We start from the raw sequence: 21,415 nt of genomic DNA, 5'->3' as shown, positions 1-21,415 counted from the left end.
GGTGGCCCACGTGGTCCTCAAAGATCTGGTCAAGACCTATGGCAGCTTCAAAGCTGTCAACAACGTTTCGCTGACGGTCAACGACGGCGAATTTGTTGCGCTCGTCGGCCCTTCGGGCTGCGGCAAGACAACCACACTCAACCTTGTGGCAGGGCTCATCCCCATCACATCTGGCGACATCGTCATCGGCGACAGGATGGTCAACGACCTCGACCCCAAGGACCGGGACATCGCAATGGTGTTCCAGAACTACGCGCTCTATCCGCAGAAATCGGTCTACAAAAATCTGGCGTTCCCCCTGCAGATGCGCAAACTGCCAAGGGACGAGATCGACAGGAAGGTCAAGGAAGCAGCGCGAGTGCTCGACATGACGCAACTGCTCGAGCGCAAGCCACGCGAACTTTCGGGCGGGCAACAGCAGCGCGTGGCGCTGGGCCGTGCCCTCGTTCGCGATCCGGCGGTATTCCTGATGGATGAACCGCTCTCCAACCTCGACGCAAAGCTGCGCGTGCAGATGCGGTCGGAGATCAAGCGTTTCCACCAGGACCTCAAGGCGACGATCATCTATGTGACGCACGACCAGCTCGAAGCGGTAACCATGGCCGACAGAATGGCGGTGATGAACGGCGGCTACCTGCAGCAATACGATTCACCAGCGCAGGTTTTTGCCCATCCGGTGAACATGTTCGTCGCCAGCTTCGTCGGCAGCCCGGCGATGAGCCTTGTTCCGCTGGAGGCGTCAACGGCAAGCGGCAACATAGTGTTGACCAGCGCGGAGGGCTGGCGCCTCGAGCTCTCGTCAGAAAACGCCCGGAAGGTCGCGCGGGCAACCACCAAGAAAATCGTGCTCGGCGCACGTCACTCGACGATCAAACTGCACAAGAGTGCGGTGCCAGGAAGCGTCCCTGCAAAGGCCTACACCGTGGAGCCGACCGGAGACGTCACTTTCGTACAGGCGTTCCTGTCCGGCGCCATCGTCAATGTCAGCGTCCCGCCGACCATTGCCGTCGCGCCCGACGAGCCAATTTGGCTCGAATTCGATCAGGAGCGGATGCATCTGTTCGATGGCGAAACAGAAATGGCCCTCAAGGCCAACTGAGACAGAGCGGATGCGTGTGAAACGAGGGTGTGGATGACTGCGAAGCTTAAAATCACCGCTATCAAACCCTATCCGGTATGGGTAGGGACGCGCAACCAGATGCTGGTCAAGGTCGAGACCGACGACGGCATCTTTGGCTGGGGCGAGAGCGGCTTGAGCGGTCGCGAGAAGGCCGTGGCCGGCGCGATCGAGCACTATCGCGAGTTTCTCATCGGCCGCGACCCGATGCAGATTGGTCGGATCTGGCAAGAAGTTTATCGCAGCCAATACTTCGAAGGCGGGCGCGTTTTGCAGGCGGCGATTTCCGCCATCGACATTGCCCTTCACGACATCAAGGGGAAGGCGCTGGGGGTGCCGGCCTATGAACTGCTGGGAGGCAAGCAGCGTGACCGAATTCCCACCTTCGCCTCGACCGGCGACGAGGCCGAGGGCGATGTTGCCATCGAACGAGCCCGCGAACTACGCGCACAGGGGTGGCAGGCGATCCGCTTCTTCCCCGTCGGGCAAAACAGCAAGGACATCTTTGAGCCGCGGGAGTCGATTGGTGCCACCGCAACTATGCTGAACAAGGCGCGCGCGGCGCTGGGCGACGACGTCGTACTCGGTATCGACTATCATCACCGGCTGTCGGTGGCAGAGGCGGCAAGCTTCTGTAACAAGCTCGGTCGTGGCGTACTCGACTTCCTCGAGGAGCCGATACGAGACGAGACGCCGGAGGCCTACGAATCCCTGCGCACGATGACCGACATCCCGTTCGCCATCGGTGAGGAATTTTCCAGCAAGTGGCAATTCCTGCCCTACATCGAGCGTGGCATCCATCAGTTCAACCGGCTCGATATCTGCAATGTTGGCGGGTTCACCGAAGCGATGAAGGTCGCTGGTTGGAGCGAGGCGCACTATGTAGACCTGATGCCGCATAATCCCCTCGGCCCGGTCTGCACGGCCGCGACCATCCATCTCGCCGCTGCGGTACCGAATTTCGCTTGGCTCGAGACCAGGGCGCCCGAAACAAAGCTGGGCTTTGACAATGCCGACTTTTTCCCAGTGCAACCGCGGCTCGACGGCCCCCACTATCCGGTGAGCGATCTGCCGGGGCTCGGCGTCGAGGTCAACGAAGAGGTGGTCAAGGCGGAGAGTTTTCGTTTCTGGGAAGCACCTCACCTGAAGCGCCGCGACGGTTCTGTTACGAACTGGTAGTTCCATCCACCGGAGGCTAAAATGACGCATACTCCCGATATTACCCGACCGCCTAAAGACCTGATCGACGCACTGCAGGAAATCGGCGCCGCGACGGTTGCCGGCACGCTTGGCCACATGGGCTTCCGCAATCCGCACATGGTCGGTCCCGTGCCGCAGAACCGCGGGAAGTCGATCGTCGGGCCGGCGCTGACCCTCCAGTTCATGCCGCAGCGGCCCGACCTCTTCACCGAGGGAGAATATGCCGATCCGGAGACGCAGTTGCACCGGCACGTGCTCTATCACGCGCAGGAAGGCGATGTGGTCGTGGTCGACGCGCGCGGCGACATGAGCTCGGGTGTCTTTGGCGATATGATGTCGACGTATTTCAAAGGCAGAGGCGGCGCTGGTATCGTAATCGACGGGTGCATGCGCGATCGGCCCAATGTTGAAAAGCTGGATCTCCCCCTATGGCTGCGCGGCTGGACGCCCAACTATCATGTGCAGACCAGCATCTATCCCAATGCCGTCAACGTTCCGATTGCCTGCGGCGGTGTCACGGTAATCCCCGGCGACATCATCGTCGCCGACGACGACGGGGTGGTGGTGCTTCCAGTCGCAATGGCTTCTAAGGTAATCGAAGAGTCGCAAAAGCATCACGATTGGGAGGAGTTTTCGCGAGTGAAGCTTATGGAGGGTGGGTCGTTGCAGCGATATTATCCGCTGCATGACGATGCCCGTGGAGAGTACGAAGATTGGCGCAAAACAAACCACCTGGTGAACCGAAGTTAGCCTATATTGCAGCAACTATGGAAGCAGGTGGAGCAGCAGCAACAAATTGTAGGCTTACGTCCAACGGACGCGAGACACGAGCGTCTCGCCATCTATGCCAATGGTCCTGCCGCCGAAGAGAGAGCACGAAATACGGCCAATTCTGGTGACAGCGGCTGACGCGTCGGTTTCGAACGAGTACCCTGTGTGAGGTTCGGGTCCGTTTCACCTATGAGGAGCGAAATGCCATCTGAAACACGTTCGCCGCGCCTCGCCGTGCTGATCGACGCCGACAACACATCGGCCAAGATCGCCGACGGCTTGTTTGAAGAAGTCGCCAAGATCGGCGAGGCGAGCGTCCGCCGGATCTATGGCGACTTTTCCGGTACGCGCTCGAAAGGGTGGGCTGATGTGCTGGCAAAGCACGCTATTATTCCGCAGCAACAATTTGCCTATACGACAGGAAAGAATGCCTCGGATATTACTTTGGTCATCGATGCGATGGACTTGCTGCACAGCGGCCGTTTCGATGGGTTCTGCCTCGTGTCATCGGACAGCGATTTCACCCGGCTTGCCGCTCGTATCCGCGAACAGGGCGTGGATGTATTCGGTTTCGGCGAACAGAAGACACCGGAGAGTTTTCGTCAAGCTTGCAGGCGGTTCATCTATACCGAAAACCTGCTGCCCGGCGGGGCCAAGGACGGCCAGGCCATCGCGTCTGCCGACAAACCGCTGCAGCCGGCGAGCACCGCCGTCCCACTGATCAAGAGAGTCCTATTGCAGGAGGACAGCGAGGACGGCTGGGTCAATCTGGGCACAGTTGGCAAGCAGCTCCTGAATCTCGCGCCGGATTTCGACCCACGCACATTCGGCTTTCGAAAACTCAGCGACCTTGTTCGCAAGACCAATCAGTTCGAGCTCAGTCAGGATGAGGGCGGTCCAATCAGTATCCGTTTGAAACGAAGAGACAAAAAGTAATTCTACCGAACCGCGGCTGACAAAGGGCAATGTCCGCGGCTTGGGTAACGACGTCAGCGTTGACTATTTCGCAAGCTGGGCAAGCGCTCCCTACCCCGCAATCAAGTTGTTCCATTTGAGGAACTTAGAAAAGCCTGAGCTGACCGGTCCTTTCCACCCCAAGGGACGGTAGCCTTGGTGCTGCAGGTTGCGCGGTCGCTTTGCATTTGAACGGGGGCTTCCTCACTTTGTGTTGTGGTGGAATTTGCCGTGGGCGAAACGCTCGACGCCCTGCCCGCGAGCGTCAGAAATCGCGCTCCTTGCGATAAAGCGGCCGCGCGACTATGCCAAAATCTTAGTCTGGTTGAGGAGCCGCAGTTGTTTCGCCCTCAGAAAGCTCGCAGGCGAATAAGATCGGATGGTCGACGCTTGGTGCGGGCCGCTCATTCAACAGGACCGCCACGGCTGCTGCCGCGATTTTTTGGATCGGCTGCTTCATTGTCGTCAGGCGTGGGATTGTCATGCTTGACAGCGGGATGCCGTCAAAGCCTACGATGGAAAGGGCTGCGGGTATCGGGATACCCAAATCATATGCCGCCCGCATGCAACCGATCGCCTGCTGGTCCGAGCTCGCGAATATGGCTGTCGGGCGCTCGCTACGCGCACGCGCGAGGAGATAGTTTCCCGCCGCTCGCCCGCTCTCGTAGTCGAATGCCGCCTCGGCAATCAGCGACGGTTCGGCATTTTGCACTTTGCCGCCGTTCTGCTCCATCGCATCCCGATAACCCTTTAAACGATCACTGGCGGGGACCGAATGTTTTGGGCCTGAAATGAAGCCGATACGACGATGGCCGAGTTTCAAAAGGTATTCGACACCCAGTCGAACGCCGCTGCGGTGGTCGGAGCCGATGCCCGAATATCCGGGCATAAGACGGTCGACCACGACGATCGGCAGCCCTTTCGGCAGCTTGATCGTATGGAAATCGTTGCTCGGAACGAGAATGATGCCGTCCACCTTTCGGCTTGTCAGTTGCCCGATGCGGTCTGCTTCCTTTGCCGCATGATCGAAAGACGTCATGACGATGATGTTATAGCCGTGTCTTGCGGCGGCCTGCTCGGCTGATTGGACGAGTTCCGAGAAGAAGGGATTGGTCAGATCAGGGATGACGATGCCGATCAGGCGGCTAACCTTGCTGCGCATGCTTCTTGCGGACGGATCGGGCATATAGCCGAGTTCTTCTATGATGCCGCTGACGCGCGCCCTCAAATCCCGTGTGACCGAGGGATGATTGTTCAGAACTCTCGAAACGGTCCCGGTGGAAACTCCCGCGAGCTTGGCAACGTCTCGAATTCCGACCTTTGGCATAACAGAAACGTATGTCCTTCATCTTCGCCGTCAGCGGCCAAAAGTCGCGTGATCCGGGGCTTCAGCAAGTGCTCTCTACCGTCTTAATCGAAGCGACGCATCCAAATTCGACTGCCGGCGACGTCATGCAGTGGAAAGCGCATCTGCCTGATGGAAACGGTTCACCGCATATACTGCAGCATATGGAGAAAATTGCAATCCACGCCGACTTTAGCTCTAATTTGTGACGTCTTGACAATTGTTGAGAGCATGCTACCCAATTGTATCTGGAAACGGTTCATTGTCGTTGACAACTCAGGTGGAGCTGAGCCCAGGACCGTTCGGGAGGAGAGAAATGTCCAATTCCAAAAAGCATGAATCCGTCTTGATCAGCGCGCCGCGCCGTGCGGCGTTGAAGCTTGGCCTTGCAGGCACGTTGATGCTTGCGCTGTCTTGTGGCGTGTCGCCCGCCTTCGCGGCTAGCAAGCCCAAGGTCGGTCTCATCATGAAGTCCTTGTCCAATGAGTTCTTCAAGCAGATGAAGGAAGGCGCCGACAAGTATGCGGCTGAGAACAAGGAAAAGTTCGACTTCAAGGCCGTCGGCATGAAGGACGAGCGTGATTTCGCCTCACAGGTCGATGCCGTCGAAAACTTCGTGACGCAGAAATACGACATCATCGTCGTTGCGCCGGCCGACTCGAAGGCGATGGTCACTCCGCTTGCAAAGGCAGTGAAGGCCGGCGTCAAGGTCATCAACATCGACGTGCCCCTGGATGCGGACGCGAAGAAGGCAGCCGGGGTCGATCTTGCTTTCTTCGGGCCGGACAACACTGAGGGCGCCAAGCTTTCGGGCGATGCTCTTGCCAAGGAGCTGGGGCCGGGCGCGAAGGTCGTAATCCTGGAAGGCAATCCTGAGGCCGACAACGCCAAGGAGCGCAAGGTGGGCTTCATGGACTCCATCAAGAACGGCAAGCTCGAACTTCTCGACAGCAAGACGGCCCATTGGGAGACGGAAGAAGCCAACACCGTCATGACGAATTTCCTGACCAAGTATAAGGATATTCAGGGCGTCATGGCCGCAAATGACTCCATGGCGCTCGGCGTCGTCAAGGCTCTCGATGCGTCCGGCCAGAGCGGCAAAATCAAGGTCGTCGGCTTCGACAATATTCCATCTGTCAAGCCGTTGATCAAGGACGGAAAAATGCTTGCCACTGTTGAGCAATACGGTGCCGAGATGGCGGCCTTGGGTATCAAGTATGGTCTTCGCGAATACGCCGGCGAAAAATTCAGCGGCTGGGTCAAGACGGACGTCACGCTCATTACCGCCAAGGACATCAAGTAGTCCGAGCCATTGGCTTAGTGGCTAAACAAAGCGCCGGCTGCTCGGCCGGCGCTATCCGCTGCCGGATCGCTTTCCCGTGGAATGCCGGGTAAAGCTGGTTTTCGAGCCGCCTTGGCGTAGTAACGGGCGGGCGGCCATTTCCCATTTCAATAGACCATGCATGAGGTGGACGTGTCAGACGCGGCAGATGACTACATCTTGAAGCTGGAAGGGATAGGCAAGCGATTCCCGGGCGTCGTGGCGCTCAGGGATGTTTCGATACGCATCGGTCGCGGCAAGGGACATGTTCTTCTGGGTGAAAACGGCGCGGGCAAGTCCACCCTTATCAACCTGCTCGGCGGTGTCTTCAGGCCTGATGACGGTCAAATCCTATTTGACGGCGAGCGCTATGATCCAGCCTCTCCGTTGGAGGCATTCAAGGCAGGCATCCGCGTCATTCACCAGGAACTGCATCCTCTTTCCAATCTTAGCGTTGCCGAAAACCTGCTCTTTGAACATCTGCCTCGCCGATACGGCCTGGTGAACTACACGCAAATGAACACCAGGGCGGCGGAACTCCTGGCAGAAGTCGGTCTCGACGTAGCCCCGACGACGCCTGCCAGTCGCTTGAGCATCGCGCAGTTGCAGTTGCTCGAGATAGCCAAGGCGCTCTGCTACGAAAGCAAGCTTCTGGTTCTTGACGAACCGACGGCGACCTTGACCTCCAAGGAGGTCGATCGCCTGTTCGAAATTCTGAAGCGGTTGAAAGCGCGGGGTGTCACGACGCTTTACATCTCCCATAGGCTCGAGGAGATTTTCGAGGTGGGTGACGATGTCACTATCCTGCGCGACGGCCAGCATGTGATTACACGGTCACTCGCAGGACTAGCCATTCCGCAGATCGTTGAACTTATGGTCGGACGAACGCTCTCGCATCATAGTGCTTTTCGCGGCGACAGCGTCGTATCGGGCGAAGCGCTCGGTGTCTCCGGCTTGAAGGTGACACGAAACGGCCCGAGACTGTCATTTTCCGTCGCCAAGGGTGAAATCGTCGGCATTGCGGGGCTGGTGGGCAGTGGTCGAACGGAGGCAGTTCGCGCCATATTCGGAGCCGATGTGAAAGCGGCCGGGGAAATTCGCATAGATGGCGAGCCGGTCCAGATCAATTCGCCTAAGGATGCGGTTGCGGCAGGGCTGTGCCTGGCAACCGAAGACCGCAAGATGCAGGGCTTGATGCTCGACATGAGCTGTGCCGAAAACACCACCATCACGGATATTGGCAAAGTTTCTCGCAGAGGCTTGATCAGTCGAACGATCGAGGACGAGCATTCGCAACGCCTCGTGCGGGAACTGCATATAAAAACGCCGTCCGTTCATCAGGTAGTCCGGACGTTTTCCGGCGGCAATCAGCAAAAGGTGGTTATTGCCAAATGGCTGTTCCGCGGCCCAAAGGTGCTGATCTTCGATGAGCCTACCCGGGGGATCGACGTGGGCGCAAAGGCTGAGATCTACGATCTTCTGTGGAAATTTGCCGCTGAAGGAAAGGGCGTCTTGGTCGTTTCCTCCGACCTTCCCGAGCTCATCAGCATTTGTCATCGCATCATCGTTTTCTCGGACGGCAAGATAGCCGGCGAGATCGCCCGGGACCAATTCGAAGAGAGCAGGATCCTCTCACTCGCCTACAAGGAGTACAGTCGTGTCCGGCAACATTGAAAACAAGGCCGAGGCGAAAGAGAACACCGTCTGGGACAAGCTCATCCGGATTTCGATGAAGGAAGCGGGCGTTGCCATCGCTCTCGTTCTGATCCTGATATTCTTCTCGGTGACGGCGCCATATTTCGCAACGCCGGAGAACTTTCTGAAGATCTTCGTGCAGATCGCCATCAATACGGTGCTTGCCTCCGGCATGACCTTCGTCATTCTCGTTGGAGGCATCGATCTCTCGGTCGGCTCGCTGCTTGCCCTTTGTACCGTCATCGGTGCGACGATCATGGTCGATCCTAGATTTTCCCCCTGGCAGGCGATCGTGCTGGCGTCGCTAGCTTCGATGGGCACAGGTGCCGTCCTTGGAGCGGTCAACGGGTGGGTATGCGAGAAATGGAAGCTTCCCTCCTTCATCGTCACGCTCGGCATGCTAAATGTTGCAAGCGGCCTGGCGCGCGTCGTCAGCGATAACTCCACCATCACTGGCCTGCCGCAGCCTTTCGTCGATTTCGGCAACCTTATCTTCTGGGACATACTCCCATCGATCTTCCTGATTGCGATCGTCGTTGTCCTCATCGGCTGGTTTGTCCTGCGCTACACGGTGTTCGGCCGATTTGTTTTCGCGGTCGGCACCAATGAGGAGGCGGTCCGGCTGTCGGGGCATGAGCCAAAAAAGATCAAAATCGCGGTCTTCACGATTTCCGGGCTGACGGCGGGTATCGCAGCCATGGTTTATCTGCTTCGGCTCAATGTCGGCAGCCCGGTTGCAGGCGTTGGCTATGAGCTTAATGCCATCGCAGCGGTCATTATCGGCGGCACCAGCCTTTCGGGCGGCAAGGGCTCGATTGTCGGAACGCTGGTGGGAGCCTGTATCCTGCAGGTGCTGTCGACGGGCTTGCAGCTGTTGGGTGCCGACGACAACATCAAGCCGATCGTCATTGGCGCCGTCATCGTGCTGGCCGTTATCCTCGACAGCTATCGAGGCCGCTTAATGCGGATGCTCGAGACGCGGTGATTGGCGACGTCGCGTCAACGCCATATCAAGCCATTGCCGAACTACTGGCTGGCTCTATGGTTGTCGCTGATAGTAGCGGGCGAATCTTCTGAGCCGATTTGCACCTTAAGCGGATTTGAACATTCGGCCCGGCATCGTAAAGTTGACGGACCTCGGGTGAGATGTCTTGCCTGCCGCGCTCGCCGTCGTGTGGGTTGATGGGAATTCGCCGCACGGTTATTTAGTTCTTTGTACGAGCGATGCTCGACGCCGGGCGTAATGTCGCGCTTTGCCGCACCGTAGCATGGCAGCTTATCGGTAATCATCACACGCGGCGAGTGGCCCTGCCTTTGATAAGCTTTCGCATCAGACGCTTGGCGGCCTTGGTATTGCGGCGGCTTTGCACCGGCACGTGGAGAACGAAGCCACCCTGATCGACAGCCAGCCAGACGGCGTGGCCAATCACTTCAGCCGGGAAACGGTGGCGGCGATAAAGGCGATCACGAGAGCGTCGGTGCATGCCACAAAATCGCACGGGCCAATCGCCGACAGGTTAACGTTGCGATGCCTAACGATTTATCAAACTCCCGCCAACCTTCGCTCCGCCAAGAGTTAGTCTCGCTAACTTGTATGCGCTGCAGTGGCATCGAAAATAAGCCTACGCCATCGCTCCGATATTCCAACGTTGAATTCTGCGCCAACACTCGCTTGGCTAGGCAAACCACATCGCGCCCGTAGTACTGTCCCATCAGCCTGACATAGCCGAGCTGGAAGTTTGGCGCGAAATTTGCTTCTCTCCTCGATGGAGAACACAGAATGCTCGACATCGATCCGCAGATATTTTCGATAAGCCGGCCGTCGCTTGAGAACTATCGGGCGTTCATTCAGCACAACATGATCGTCGAGACCTATCGCAGCTCAGCGGGTCAGATGATTTCAAGAGGTTCGCTCCACCGCATCTCCATCAACCGCACAGCCCACGGGAGATATGCCTATCGCCTTGGCACAGGAAGCTTCCACAGGATCGCTAGGGCACCTTTTACCTTGGGCTTTCAGCCCGCAACCATTTCTCTTGAAGTTGACGGCGACGAAGCCGACTATATCTCCATCTTTCAATCGCCGAAGCTCTATAGCAGTCTCGTCAACGGAGATTTCGATCCCGAGCATATGGACGGCGACGCACTTAGCGCGACGACGGACCCAACGACATTGCAGGTCGCGCTATCCCTCGCCCTCGCCATCGAGCAGAGAGACCGCAGCGATCCGTTGCTGATAGAACATCTCGGCATGGCGCTCGCCTGCTGCGTCGTGAAGCTTTTGGGGGCGGCGTCTCCGCCGAGCGATCGTCCAATGACCTCGCAAAATCTCAGACACGTGATCGATTACATCGAGAGCCTGCTGGGCCGAGCCGATCTCAGCGTCGAAGAACTCGCCGGTGTGGCAAATATGAGCCCCTTCCACTTCAGCAGGGAGTTCAAGAAGGCTGCCAGTATGGCCCCCCATCGTTTCATCCTTGAGCGCAGAATCGAGCGGGCCCGGCTCTATCTCGCCGATGGAAAGGAAACGCTTTCCGGAATAGCCTACGCGACCGGCTTTTCCAGCCAAGCACATTTTTCCAACGTTTTCCGCCGCTTGATGGGAATGACACCAAAAGAATATCGGCGCTCGGTCCGCCCTTGATCCAATGAGCGAAACAAACTTAGCAGTTTTGCGTAAGAGCATCGCAAGAATTTGAAATCTCTGGCGGCGGCGGCCTGCAACACTCTTCGCATCAGGAGAGTTCATATGGCTGCTTTTGCGCAAATCAATCCGATTACGGACATCTGCTTTCTGGTCGAGGATGTCGAAAGAGCCTCTGCCTTCTATGTCGATCGCCTCGGTTTCAAACCGCGCCGTCGCGCTCCGGGCTTCGCCGATTTCAAAGGAGCGGGCATCACGCTGGCGCTTTGGGAGATCGGCCATATTGCCGAGAATACAGGCATCTCCGGTCGCAAAGCACCGCCCGGTGTGCACAAGGCTTGTGCAGCTATTGAAGTCCCCTCCCCGGAAAAGGTCGACGCCGCCTACGCGGAGCTCAAGGCCGCCGGCGTGATCTTCCAGGCACCGCCGCAGAACTACAACTGGAACGCACGCTGCTGTTATTTTGCCGACCTGGACGACAATCTCTGGGAAATCTACGCATGGGCCGATGGCGGCCCGGTCGGAGACATCGACCAGAGCGACTGACATGCCATGCCGTCAAACCATCCGAACATAAGAGGAGAAAGGCAAAGCCATGACAGAACATGGAAAGCGAACGATCCTGGACAGACGCTCGGTCCTGAAGGGAGGCGCTTTTGCCCTTGCTGCAGCAACAGCAGGCATTAGCATCTTCACCCCACGTATTTCAAAGGCAGATCCGGCCAAGGTCGTCATCAAATATGATTGGCTAATGAGCAACGGACAAATCGGCGACATCGTCGCCGTCAAGCAGGGACTGTTCCAAGCGGAAGACCTGGAAGTGGAATTTTCTCCCGGCGGCCCCAATTCGGCGACAGTACCGCCGGTTGTGACTGGCCAGGCGCAGCTCGGCCAGTTCTCGGACTCGGCTCAACTCCTGCTCGCCCGTGCATCTGGCGTTCCAATCAAGATTTTCGCCTGCGGCTTCCGTATGGCGCCTTTTGCCTTCTACTCCCTTCCCAAGTCCCCCATCCGTACAGTCCAAGACCTTGTGGGCAAGCGTATCGGCATTCAGCCAACCGCGCGCTATGTTCTGGATGCCATTCTTCTCAAGAACAACATCGACCCTGCGAGCCTGACCATTACGAACATTGGCTTCGATATGACGCCTTTGACCACCGGTCAGGTCGATGCCGTAACCGGCTGGATCACCAACACGCAGGCTCTTTCGGTGATCGGACCAGATAGGATCGATCTCATGATGAAAGATACGGGATTGCCCTCCTACGCCAACGTATATTTTGCGACCGACGACGCCCTGGAAAACCATGCCGATACGTTGGCAAAAGTGCTACGAGCGATTGCCAGGGGTTGGGCATGGACGCATCAACATCCCGACGAGGCAGTCAAGCTCGCGGTGGAGGCCTATCCGCAGCTCGATCTCGCCGTCGAACTGAAGACGGTGTCGCGCATACTATCGCTCAGCTTCGACGCCGCGACCGGCAGGGATGGCTGGGGTGACTTCCATCCGGCAGCAATTGCCGAACAGATCACCGTCTACGACAAAATCGGTCAATTCAAGTCTGGCGCTCCGAAGCTAGAGGACTGTTATTCAACCAAGATTCTCGAGATGACGGCCGCGGACCGTCCGAAGATTGCGTGAGGACAGGTTGGGGGACACGATAGCTATCGAAGCGGAGGGATTGCATCTGGGATATGCAGGATCGACCGAGACAGTCCGCGTTCTCTCCGGCGTCGACCTGGTTGTCCGCAAGGGCGAATTCCTGACAATTCTCGGCCCATCCGGTTGCGGCAAGTCGACCTTCCTGCGTGCAGTGGCGGACCTGCTCCCACCTGTTGGCGGTCGGCTGACGGTGCTTGGCAAGACGGCATCGGATGCGCGCCGGCGCAGGGAAGTCGCCTTCGTTTTCCAGGAAGCGACCCTGCTACCTTGGCGCACGGTCAGACAAAACGTCGAACTGCCGCTTCAGGTCGGAAAGAAAAGCATTTCACGATCGGTGGATTCGAAGCCAAGCCACTGGCTCGACCTCGTCGGCCTCTCGGATCTTGGCAGCCGTTATCCGCACCAGCTCTCCGGAGGCCAGCGCCAGCGGGTTGCCATCGCGCGGGCGCTGCAGTGCGAGCCGGACATCCTGCTTATGGATGAACCCTTTGGCGCACTCGACGAGATCACGCGCGACCGCCTGAACGATGAGTTGCTGGCGATCTGGCACCGCACCGGAACAACCATCCTCTTCGTGACACACAGCATTACCGAAGCCATCTATCTTGGCGGGCGGGTGCTCGTGCTTGCTGCCAATCCCGGACGCGTCCAGGCATTGATCGATCTGATGCCGATGAAGGACGATAATGGGTTCTGTCGCCGTGAAAGCCCCGAGGTTCAGGAAACGGCAACCCATCTGCGCCAGTTGTTGCGGGATGGAGGAGCTTGACCGGATGATAAAGCACCGTCTCTCTATCGTCGAAATGACCGGCCTTCCTGCTATCGGTGCCGGTTCGCTATTGGCTGCTTGGCAATGGCTAATCCCAGCGCTTGGTGTTCCAGCCTACATCCTGCCGACGCCGGCTGCGGTAGTGCGTACCTTCGCAACGGAATGGCGTTTTCTGTTGTTGAACGCGGTTCCGACTTGGTACGAAGCGCTGCTTGGCTTCCTGCTCGGCAATATCCTCGCTGTGCTTTTGGCCATTGTTTTCGTTTACAATCCTCGCCTTCGGACGGCGTATTTCCCGGTCGTGTTGTTGTTCAACACGATCCCGGTGCTTGCGCTTGCGCCGATCATCATCCTCGTCTTCGGTCTCGGAATTCTCCCCAAGGTTATTATCGCGGCTCTGCTCTGCTTCTTCCCCACATTGGTAAACACAACGCGGGGCCTCAATTTGGCAACTGCCAACGAACTCGAGCTGATGCATGTGCTTTCGGCTAGTGATTGGGAGACGTTCTGGCGCCTGCGTGCGCCCCGCGCAACCCCTCTCCTCTTTGCTTCGCTGCGCATCTCCGCGACGACATGCGTCATTGGCGCGATCGTCGGGGAATGGATCGGCTCGAACGAAGGGCTTGGCGCCGTCATCATCCAGTCGACATTCAACTATCAGGCGGAGAGGCTCTTCGCTGCGGTGCTCCTTGCGTCGTTATCGGGTATCGTATTCTTCACAGCTGTCGCCCAGATCGAGCGAATTTTCCATCGACAACAGCGACAGAGTGGTTGAACCGACTGCTGAATGTGGCGACAGCCGATTACGCCTTTGGCGACCATCGTCGCTCAATCAGTCCCAAACTTTGCGTAGCAGGTTGCCAAGTCCGCAGCGTCGGATGATCGTTGAGCTTATGAGGTATAGGCCGTTCCCAAAGAGCAGCGCAGCTTGACGAACGTCCTTCTCTCGCTTCGCTGGCCCCTGCCCGTCAGTGTTTCGGCGGCTGGCGACGATGAGCTTGCGGACCGCATACCGGGATGGGTCAGGGACGACGACTGGGACACCGCCTCGGTGGAGCAGCATTGTCCTGACCGGGCTCCCTTATGAGGAAGTCGAGAAAGCGTAGCGGATCCGCGCCATGGGAAGGCGGACGCCAAGTAGTCCCGAATAGCACTGAAAGGCCACCGTCCCGATGAGAACACCCCGGAGTCGAAAGAGACCGCCATCGGCAAGAGCCTGCGAGCGCGTAGGTCATCCTTGTCCCGCTTATGATCAGCTACGCGCTGCGCGATAACCGGATCTTCAGCAGGACCGACGTAACGACGTTTCGTATCGCCGTGTCCGTCCGGGATGTCGAAGTACCAATATTTGCACCCTTTGATGTTCGCCGGGGTGAACCGACCCTCCGGGTTAATTTCCATCTGGCTTGCTGTCACGTAACGCATCCCTGAGTTCGATCCGGGCTGCGCAAATCAGCTGCTCCATCGCCAGGCGGCATCCGGTCGTCGCATGCGGGTACCGGAAGACTCTTACCCGCGCATTTTTCCCACTCCCACCTTTGGCACACCATCCGGTCGAGATAGACGGCGTTGTGCCGCAATGCGAAACGGCGCGTTCATAGCGCCGTAGCCGGCGTATCCGACCCTTCTCTCAACGATCTCAAAGAAGAAGCCCTGGCCCAAAGTACGGCTGTAAATTTGAAAGTACTCGCCGGCCTCGTCACGGTCATAGAGGATGCTGTGCGCTCGAAGCCTGTCGGAGAACTCTGGCGACAACCCGAAACGTGCTTCGAGGTCGTCGTAATAATTGCGAGAGATCGGCAGCGGCTGAAATCCGCGCGCCTGCAATGCAGCTGCCGTTGCGAATATATCCTGAGTCGCAAATGCAATGTGCTGAATGCTCGTTCCGAAGCCTTCGGCCAGGAACTTGCCGGCGAACGTCTTGCGATTGTCGACACCGTTCATAGTCAGTCGGAAGCCCGGCTGGGTCAGGCTCTCGATTGCCTGGCTCCTGACAAGGCCGCCTGGATCGATCACGTCGATCATCGGCGCTCGTCTGGTCTCGAAGATCGACGTATAGAACAAGAGCCACGTCAGCATCTCGTCATAGTGAGTGGTCTGGGCAATATGATCGACCCGCGTGAGGCGGGCATCGTCTGCCGGATCAGCAACGGGTACCCGAACAAACTCCCGATCCCAGATGGTTTTCAGATCGTCGGAATCGTCCAGGAAATAAATTACACTATTGCCGACCCCTTGGATCGCCGGCACTGCGACTTCTCCCCCAAATCGCGGTTCTGAGAACGTAGCGGCGCCCAGGCTTCGGGCGCGGTCGCCGGCCACTCGCGCATCATCGACTTTCATTCCATACGCATAGGCATTGGTACCATGCACCGCGTATGACGAACTTGCGAAAGTATCCCCTTTCGTGTCCGTATTGACTACGATCCGGATATCGGCTTGCGTAAAAAGGTCGACCGAGCGATTGATGTGCTTTCCGGTTTTTGCAAATCCAAGCGTCGACAGCAGTGCTTCGAGCTCAAGTTTCTGCTCTTCGTCCGTCGTGAATTCAAGAAACTCGACGCCTGCGGCACGAACCCGATTGGGCATAGCGGGGACGTCAGTGCTCAGATCTGGTTCTAGCCTCGCAACGCAATCCATCAGATAGATCAGCGAACGATGGCCGTCCTCTGCGATCGCTCGCGGAGAGCCGCCTCGGAATTGATCGTTGAAGATTTCCAGAGACAACGGACCGTCGTATCCGGTTGCCGCCACGGCGCGCATGAAGTCGACAACAGGGAGATCGCCTTCGCCTGGCATGTTTCTGAAGTGACGGCTCCAGTACAAAAGATCCATATCGATCAACGGCGCATCGGCAAGCTGGACGATGAAGATCTTGTCGCCTGGTATCGATCTAATCGTGTTGGGGTCGATCTTGCGGGCAAGCGTATGAAAGCTGTCGAGGATCAAGCCGACGTTTACATGATCCACCCGTCGAACAATTTCCCAAGCGTCGCGATGGTCGTTGACATGCCGTCCCCAGGCGAGCGCCTCAAAGCCAACCCTGACCGCGTGTGCCGCAGCGAGTTCTCCCAACTGTTGAAAATCCGAAGCAGCACGGTCAATTCCGCCGAGCGCGAACGGAGACACGTTCGAGCAGATCAGCATCAGATCGGTGCCAAGTTCGCCCATGATGTCGAATTTCCGCTTGGCGCGCTCGAAGCCGCGTGCGCGCATCGGCTCAGGCATGCCTTCGAAGTCGCGAAACGGCTGGAACAGTGTGACCTCAAGCCCATGATCACGGACCAGGGCTGCGACCTGACGCGGCGATGCGTCATAGGTTAGAAAATCGTTCTCAAAGATTTCGACGCCCGTGAAGCCCGCCTTGGCGATCGCCGCGAGCTTCTCCGGAAACTCGCCGCTGATCGAGACTGTTGCGATCGACGTCTTCATTTCTTGCTACGCTGCGCATTCAGTCTTGAAATCGCGCCGCGCAAAGCCAGCAGGTAGCCATCGGTCCCCATTCCGACGATGATGCCGTCGGCGCGCAGCGACACGAACGAATGATGTCGGAAGCTCTCGCGTTGGTGCACATTCGAAATATGTATCTCGATGACTGGCCCCTCAAAGGCGTTAAGGGCGTCGAGAATTGCGACCGAAGTATGCGTGAATGCGGCCGGATTGATCACGACCGCGGCCCCGTCCTCCCGGGCCTCGTGGATCCAGTCGATTATCTCATATTCCCGGTTGCTCTGATGAAAGCGAATATCGAATCCGAGCTCGCTTGCAAGGCCGCGAACTTCGGTTTCGACGTCGGCCAGGGTCTTGCCGCCATAGATGTGTGGCTGCCTCTTTCCGAGAAGGTTGAGGTTTGGTCCGTTGAGGACATAGATCACAGGCATTCTCTCTCCCTTAAAGCAAAAGACGGCCGGAACTGCTCCGGCCGACAACTTCAGACTGCAAGTTGCTGGGCGGCGGAGGCGAAACCTTCCGCCAGCTGCTGCATGACAGGTGCGCTATTTCGTGCAGAGATGTAGTGCCTGCCATAGGTGCCGAACATCGACATCACCCCGGCGCGGCGAAGTGCGATATGCATGTTGGCGGAAAACGACGGGTCGGCCTTCTGGACCGCCTCCCGATAGTCGATTGGGGCGCTGCGCGAGCTCCAGAGGGTGAAGACAGTGCCGTATCCGCTGGTAACAACATCTGCGCCGTTTTCTTCAAACGACACGCGGATGGTCTCTCGCAAGGCGTCGCCGGCCTGTCGCAAGGCAGCGTAATCGATCGTATCGACGACCTTCATCGATGCGTTTACGGCAGCGCAGGCTACCGGATTGCCGTTGTAGGTCCCGGCGCGCACGACGCGCTTGTCCTCGAAGGCGGACATGATGTCCGGATGGCCAACCAAGGCTGCGACTGCGTAGCCGTTACCGATCGCTTTGCCGACAGTTGCAAGATCAGGAGAAATGCCAAGATGGTGCGAGGCTAGGCCCGGATGGAGACGGAAGCCCATGAGCACTTCGTCCATGATGACCAACGCACCGCGCTTGCGCGCAAGCGATACGACGTGTTCGAGGTAGCCGGGCTTGGCCACGACGCACCCGGCATTCGCCATCATGGGCTCCAGAACAATGGCTGCAACGTCGTTGCATTCAGAAAAGAGAAGCTCCGCATCCGCAACGTCGTTGAAGCGGAGCAGAAGTGTGTCTCCGTTGCTCGGTCGGACGTTGGATCCCATCAGAGCTTCTTGTGATCCGGCGTTGCCGAACGCAACATCGTCGAACCAGCCGTCGTATCCAGCCGCCATCTTGACGATCTTGCGCCGCCCCGTGACTGCACGGGCGGTACGACAGGCGAGATGAACCGCTTCGCTGCCGGAATTTAGAAAGATCACCTTACTGAGGTCTTTCGTATGAGCGGCAAGACTAGAGGCGGCTTCTTCCTCGAGAGCGTGAGCGTAGGCCGGCATCGAGCCACGTTCCATGGCAACCCGCACGGCCTCGGTCACGTCCGGATCGGTATGACCTAAGAACGTCGCGCCGAAACCGAGAGCCGTATCTGCGTACCTTCGGCCCTTCTGGTCCCAGACGTAGGGACCCTGAGCTTTTTCGACCAGAAACGGCTCTCCATCCACATCGGGCACGACCCGACCCGCGCTGGATATCCCACAGACGAGATGTTGCATTTTTAAACTCCAAAAAGCTTCGGGAGCCATTCTGTCAATGACGGGAACGCGACGAGACCCGCCACGCAGACGATGCTTGCGATCCAATAGGGGACGAGCCAAACAGAAACCGACCACATGTCGAGCTTGGCCACGTTGCAGACCACGAAGATGTTTGTGCCGATCGGCGGCGTGAAAAGGCCAATGCCGAGCGTCATGGTGAAGACGATCCCCGTCTGGTAGGGCGTCATGCCAGCGGCCAGCGCAATCGGAACCAGGATCGGCGCGAGAATGATCAGGGCCGGCCCGAGGTCGAGCCAGAAGCCAACGACCTTTAGGAGGACCAGAACGAGAATGATCGTTACAATCGGTCCCGTATGGAGCCCTGTGATCCAGGCCGCGGCGTTGGCCGGAACCTGTTCAACGGTCAAAATCCAACCGAATGGGGTTGCCAACGCCATGATCATCATAATGACGCCGGTTGTTGCGACTGCCGCGGATGCCGCAGCGTAGAGGGAACGAAGCGGTAGCTCGCGATAGACGAGGATACCGACCAGGAAGGAATAGACCACCGCCAATGCAGAGGCTTCCGTCGCGGTAGCAATGCCGCCGATGATCGAACCGAGCACGAGCACCGGCATCAGAAGTGCCGGCAGGGCGCCAATAACGTCACGCCCGATCTCGCCCCAGACCGCAGGGGCCTCGTTTCTCGGAAAATTGTGGCGTCGCGCCACGATGTAGGACGTGATCATGAAAGTTGCGGCGATGAAAGCGCCGGGAATGAGAGCCGCCACCAGCAGACCGCCGATCGAGGTGTTGGTCAGGACTCCGTAAAGGATCAGAATCACACTCTGCGGGCCGATGATGCCGAGGGTACCGGAGGCGGCCGTCACTGCAGCCGCAAAGGCCTTAGGGTAGCCACGCTGCGCCATCGCGGGGATCATGATCGATCCTACCGCGCCGGTGTCGGCCGTCGCCGAACCGCTGATGCCGCCATAGACGAGAGCGGTTGCGACATTGACGAGACCGAGGCCTCCGGTGATGCGGCCGAAAATATGCTCGGCGACCCTCATGATGCGTGTCGTCAACCCTCCACGGTTCATCAACTCACCGGCAAAGAGGAAGAGCGGGATTGCGGCAAGCGTGATCGCGTCAGCGCCACGCAGCGTCTGCTGTGCGAACCATGCAGTCGGAAGATGCAGACCGCCGACATAGATTGTGATGAGACTTGCGATGCCCATGCACCAGGCGATCGGAACGCCGATCAGGAGCAAAAAGGAAAAGCTGATGATGAGAACAGCGACGGTCATACCGGCTCCTCCTGCCGTTGCTTGAAACCAGTGAGGACAAGCAGGCGTCTAATGCCAATCACCAGCGCACCGAGGCCGAGGATCAGCACCGTTGCTGTGATGACACCCGTCGGCATGCGCAGAACGGCAGTTGGAACCATCGCGGAACGCTGCCAGACGGCCCAGCCACTGATCAGGAATGCACCGCCCATGGTCACAAGGGCAAGGATCGAGATCAGGTCGAATACCCGCTTCAAAGCGGGAGGCGCCGACTGATTGAGCGCTTCAAATGCGACGTTTTCTCCCCGCAGTTCTGCATTGAGCAGTCCGATGAAGGTGATCCAGATGAAGGCGATGCCTGCCACCTCGAACGACCACTCGACGCCGCCGAATTCGAAGAAACGCGCAATCACGCCCAGCAAGGTCGAAAAGAACATCACGACGAACGCGATAACGCCCAGAAGCTCCAGTGCGCGCGTCAACGGACCCCGCCGCAGCGGCGAGGCAGAATTGTGAACTCGTTCCATTGGCTTAGACCTCAGTTCGAGGCCGCGGACTTTTCGACCGCGGAAACGAGATCGGCGCCCCATTCTTTAGCGAACTGGGCATAAACCGGCTTGACCATCTCGGCGAATGGAGCTGTGTCGACCTTCGTTACCGTCACGCCTTTGGATTCGAGAGATGCCTGGGTGTCGGCGTAAGCTTTGTCGAGTTCGCTTCGGTACCAGGCAACTGTATCGGTCGCCGACTTCTTAACGGCCGCCTGCTCATCAGGTGTCAGAGCGTCGAAGCGGTCCTTGTTCATGAACCACCAATTCGCGGTCCAGATATAGTTGGATATGGTCAGATGCTTTGCGACTTCATACCACTTGGAATCGTAGTAATCGCGCATCTCGGGCTCCACCGCGGCAACGACATGCGACTGCAGGGCGGTGTAGACCTGACCGAAGGGAATGGACTCGGCAAGAGCACCGAACTGCTTCATGGTTGCGAGAATGACCGGGTTCGGGGGAGTGCGGATCTTGACGCCCGAAAGGTCTGCGGGCTTTTCGATGGCTTTGCTGGTGGCAAACTGGCGGAAGCCTGAATCCAGTGCGCCGAGCATGAGATAGCCGCGTTTTTCACCGAAATGCTGCACTGCCTGCCCCTGTTCGCTATCCAGGAACTTGTGCACATTCGCGGCGTCCTTGAAGAGGAACGGCAGCGAGAGCACGTTGAGACGCGGATCGATCGCGTCGATCGATCCACCCAGGCCGATGTCGATCGCGCCGGCGCCGACGCCGTCCGCGATCGGGCCTTCGTCGCCAAGCTGGCCGTTCGGGAAGATCTGGATCACGACTGATCCCTTGCTCTCCTCCTTCACCTCCGCCGCAAATTTTTCAACCGCCTTGTTGATCAGGCTGTCCGGCGACGATGCATGCGCGAGCCGCAATGTAGTTTCCGCTGCGGCCGGAAAGGCAAAGGCGCATGAAAGTACAGCGCCAGACAGGAGTGCCGAGATGAG

The 21,415-nt window shown here is 58.1% G+C and carries 19 protein-coding genes and 3 pseudogenes; 13 read left to right on the top strand and 9 right to left on the bottom strand.

Annotation, left to right across the window (positions count from 1 at the left end):
- Position 1: 1 nt before the first annotated feature.
- The 4 genes from GA0061101_RS24550 to GA0061101_RS24535 all read left to right on the top strand — a co-directional run bounded on the left by GA0061101_RS24550 (position 2) and on the right by GA0061101_RS24535 (position 4,024).
- Positions 2-1,099, top strand: a complete 1,098-nt coding sequence (locus GA0061101_RS24550) for an ABC transporter ATP-binding protein (protein ID WP_037191157.1) — start codon at positions 2-4, stop codon at positions 1,097-1,099.
- Positions 1,100-1,132: 33 nt separating this feature from the next.
- Positions 1,133-2,296, top strand: coding sequence for a mandelate racemase/muconate lactonizing enzyme family protein (locus GA0061101_RS24545; protein ID WP_037191160.1), 1,164 nt, complete (start codon positions 1,133-1,135; stop codon positions 2,294-2,296).
- 21 nt (positions 2,297-2,317) lie between these two features.
- Complete coding sequence (locus GA0061101_RS24540; RefSeq protein WP_047555642.1) at positions 2,318-3,067, top strand: ribonuclease activity regulator RraA; 750 nt, start codon at positions 2,318-2,320, stop codon at positions 3,065-3,067.
- Positions 3,068-3,289: 222 nt separating this feature from the next.
- Positions 3,290-4,024, top strand: a complete 735-nt coding sequence (locus GA0061101_RS24535) for an NYN domain-containing protein (protein ID WP_037191166.1) — start codon at positions 3,290-3,292, stop codon at positions 4,022-4,024.
- 334 nt (positions 4,025-4,358) lie between these two features.
- Here GA0061101_RS24535 and GA0061101_RS24530 read toward each other — a convergent pair whose 3' ends face one another.
- Entirely contained in the window at positions 4,359-5,369 is a 1,011-nt protein-coding gene (locus tag GA0061101_RS24530) for a LacI family DNA-binding transcriptional regulator (RefSeq protein WP_092575264.1), read from the bottom strand.
- An 11-nt stretch (positions 5,370-5,380) separates the two neighbouring features.
- Between GA0061101_RS24530 and GA0061101_RS24525 the strand changes: the two genes are divergently transcribed.
- The 4 genes from GA0061101_RS24525 (at position 5,381) to GA0061101_RS24510 (ending at position 9,388) form a co-directional block, all read left to right on the top strand.
- Positions 5,381-5,596, top strand: coding sequence for a hypothetical protein (locus tag GA0061101_RS24525; protein WP_037191172.1), 216 nt, complete (start codon positions 5,381-5,383; stop codon positions 5,594-5,596).
- Positions 5,597-5,703: 107 nt separating this feature from the next.
- Positions 5,704-6,690, top strand: coding sequence for a sugar ABC transporter substrate-binding protein (locus GA0061101_RS24520; RefSeq protein WP_037191174.1), 987 nt, complete (start codon positions 5,704-5,706; stop codon positions 6,688-6,690).
- 156 nt (positions 6,691-6,846) lie between these two features.
- Positions 6,847-8,382, top strand: coding sequence for a sugar ABC transporter ATP-binding protein (locus GA0061101_RS24515; RefSeq protein WP_037191175.1), 1,536 nt, complete (start codon positions 6,847-6,849; stop codon positions 8,380-8,382).
- Entirely contained in the window at positions 8,366-9,388 is a 1,023-nt protein-coding gene (locus GA0061101_RS24510) for an ABC transporter permease (RefSeq protein ID WP_037191178.1), read from the top strand. The genes GA0061101_RS24515 and GA0061101_RS24510 overlap by 17 nt, the downstream gene beginning before the upstream one ends.
- A 170-nt stretch (positions 9,389-9,558) precedes the next feature.
- Here GA0061101_RS24510 and GA0061101_RS24505 read toward each other — a convergent pair.
- A pseudogene (locus GA0061101_RS24505) lies at positions 9,559-9,824 on the bottom strand (DDE-type integrase/transposase/recombinase); the annotation flags it as partial.
- 268 nt (positions 9,825-10,092) lie between these two features.
- On the opposite strand from GA0061101_RS24505, the pseudogene GA0061101_RS24500 reads away from it, so the two are divergent.
- From GA0061101_RS24500 to GA0061101_RS24480, 5 genes and pseudogenes are all read left to right on the top strand, one after another.
- A pseudogene (locus tag GA0061101_RS24500) lies at positions 10,093-11,047 on the top strand (helix-turn-helix transcriptional regulator).
- 105 nt (positions 11,048-11,152) lie between these two features.
- Complete coding sequence (locus GA0061101_RS24495; protein WP_037191186.1) at positions 11,153-11,593, top strand: VOC family protein; 441 nt, start codon at positions 11,153-11,155, stop codon at positions 11,591-11,593.
- Positions 11,594-11,642: 49 nt separating this feature from the next.
- Positions 11,643-12,689, top strand: coding sequence for an ABC transporter substrate-binding protein (locus GA0061101_RS24490; RefSeq protein ID WP_092575261.1), 1,047 nt, complete (start codon positions 11,643-11,645; stop codon positions 12,687-12,689).
- Positions 12,690-12,696: 7 nt separating this feature from the next.
- A complete protein-coding gene (locus GA0061101_RS24485) occupies positions 12,697-13,479 on the top strand; it encodes an ABC transporter ATP-binding protein (protein WP_037191191.1) in 783 nt (260 codons plus the stop codon).
- A gap of 4 nt (positions 13,480-13,483) precedes the next feature.
- Positions 13,484-14,254 (top strand): ABC transporter permease, encoded by a 771-nt coding sequence (locus tag GA0061101_RS24480; RefSeq protein WP_037191980.1) that lies wholly within the window; start codon positions 13,484-13,486, stop codon positions 14,252-14,254.
- Positions 14,255-14,392: 138 nt separating this feature from the next.
- On the opposite strand, the pseudogene GA0061101_RS24475 reads toward GA0061101_RS24480, so the two are convergent.
- The 7 genes and pseudogenes from GA0061101_RS24475 to GA0061101_RS24445 all read right to left on the bottom strand — a co-directional run.
- A pseudogene (locus tag GA0061101_RS24475) lies at positions 14,393-14,868 on the bottom strand (GSU2403 family nucleotidyltransferase fold protein); the annotation flags it as partial.
- A 120-nt stretch (positions 14,869-14,988) separates the two neighbouring features.
- The gene (locus tag GA0061101_RS24470; RefSeq protein ID WP_037191194.1) at positions 14,989-16,911 is read right to left on the bottom strand and encodes a bifunctional sugar phosphate isomerase/epimerase/4-hydroxyphenylpyruvate dioxygenase family protein; all 1,923 of its coding nucleotides are present in this window, start codon (positions 16,909-16,911) and stop codon (positions 14,989-14,991) included.
- Complete coding sequence (gene aroQ, locus GA0061101_RS24465) at positions 16,908-17,360, bottom strand: type II 3-dehydroquinate dehydratase (protein ID WP_037191196.1); 453 nt, start codon at positions 17,358-17,360, stop codon at positions 16,908-16,910. Before aroQ ends, GA0061101_RS24470 begins: the two co-directional genes overlap by 4 nt.
- Before the next feature lie 50 nt (positions 17,361-17,410).
- A complete protein-coding gene (locus GA0061101_RS24460) occupies positions 17,411-18,643 on the bottom strand; it encodes an aspartate aminotransferase family protein (RefSeq protein ID WP_037191198.1) in 1,233 nt (410 codons plus the stop codon).
- A gap of 2 nt (positions 18,644-18,645) precedes the next feature.
- Positions 18,646-19,932, bottom strand: a complete 1,287-nt coding sequence (locus tag GA0061101_RS24455; RefSeq protein ID WP_037191200.1) for a TRAP transporter large permease — start codon at positions 19,930-19,932, stop codon at positions 18,646-18,648.
- Entirely contained in the window at positions 19,929-20,438 is a 510-nt protein-coding gene (locus GA0061101_RS24450; RefSeq protein WP_052224312.1) for a TRAP transporter small permease, read from the bottom strand. Before GA0061101_RS24450 ends, GA0061101_RS24455 begins: the two co-directional genes overlap by 4 nt.
- 11 nt (positions 20,439-20,449) lie before the next feature.
- Positions 20,450-21,412 carry a TRAP transporter substrate-binding protein gene (locus GA0061101_RS24445; RefSeq protein WP_037191984.1) on the bottom strand — a complete coding sequence of 321 codons (963 nt, stop codon included), beginning with the start codon at positions 21,410-21,412 and terminating at the stop codon, positions 20,450-20,452.
- Positions 21,413-21,415 lie beyond the last annotated feature (3 nt).

The sequence above is a fragment of the Martinezella lusitana genome (assembly GCF_900094565.1).
GTDB lineage: Bacteria > Pseudomonadota > Alphaproteobacteria > Rhizobiales > Rhizobiaceae > Rhizobium > Rhizobium lusitanum.
This window is presented reverse-complemented; position numbering and strand designations above follow the sequence as displayed.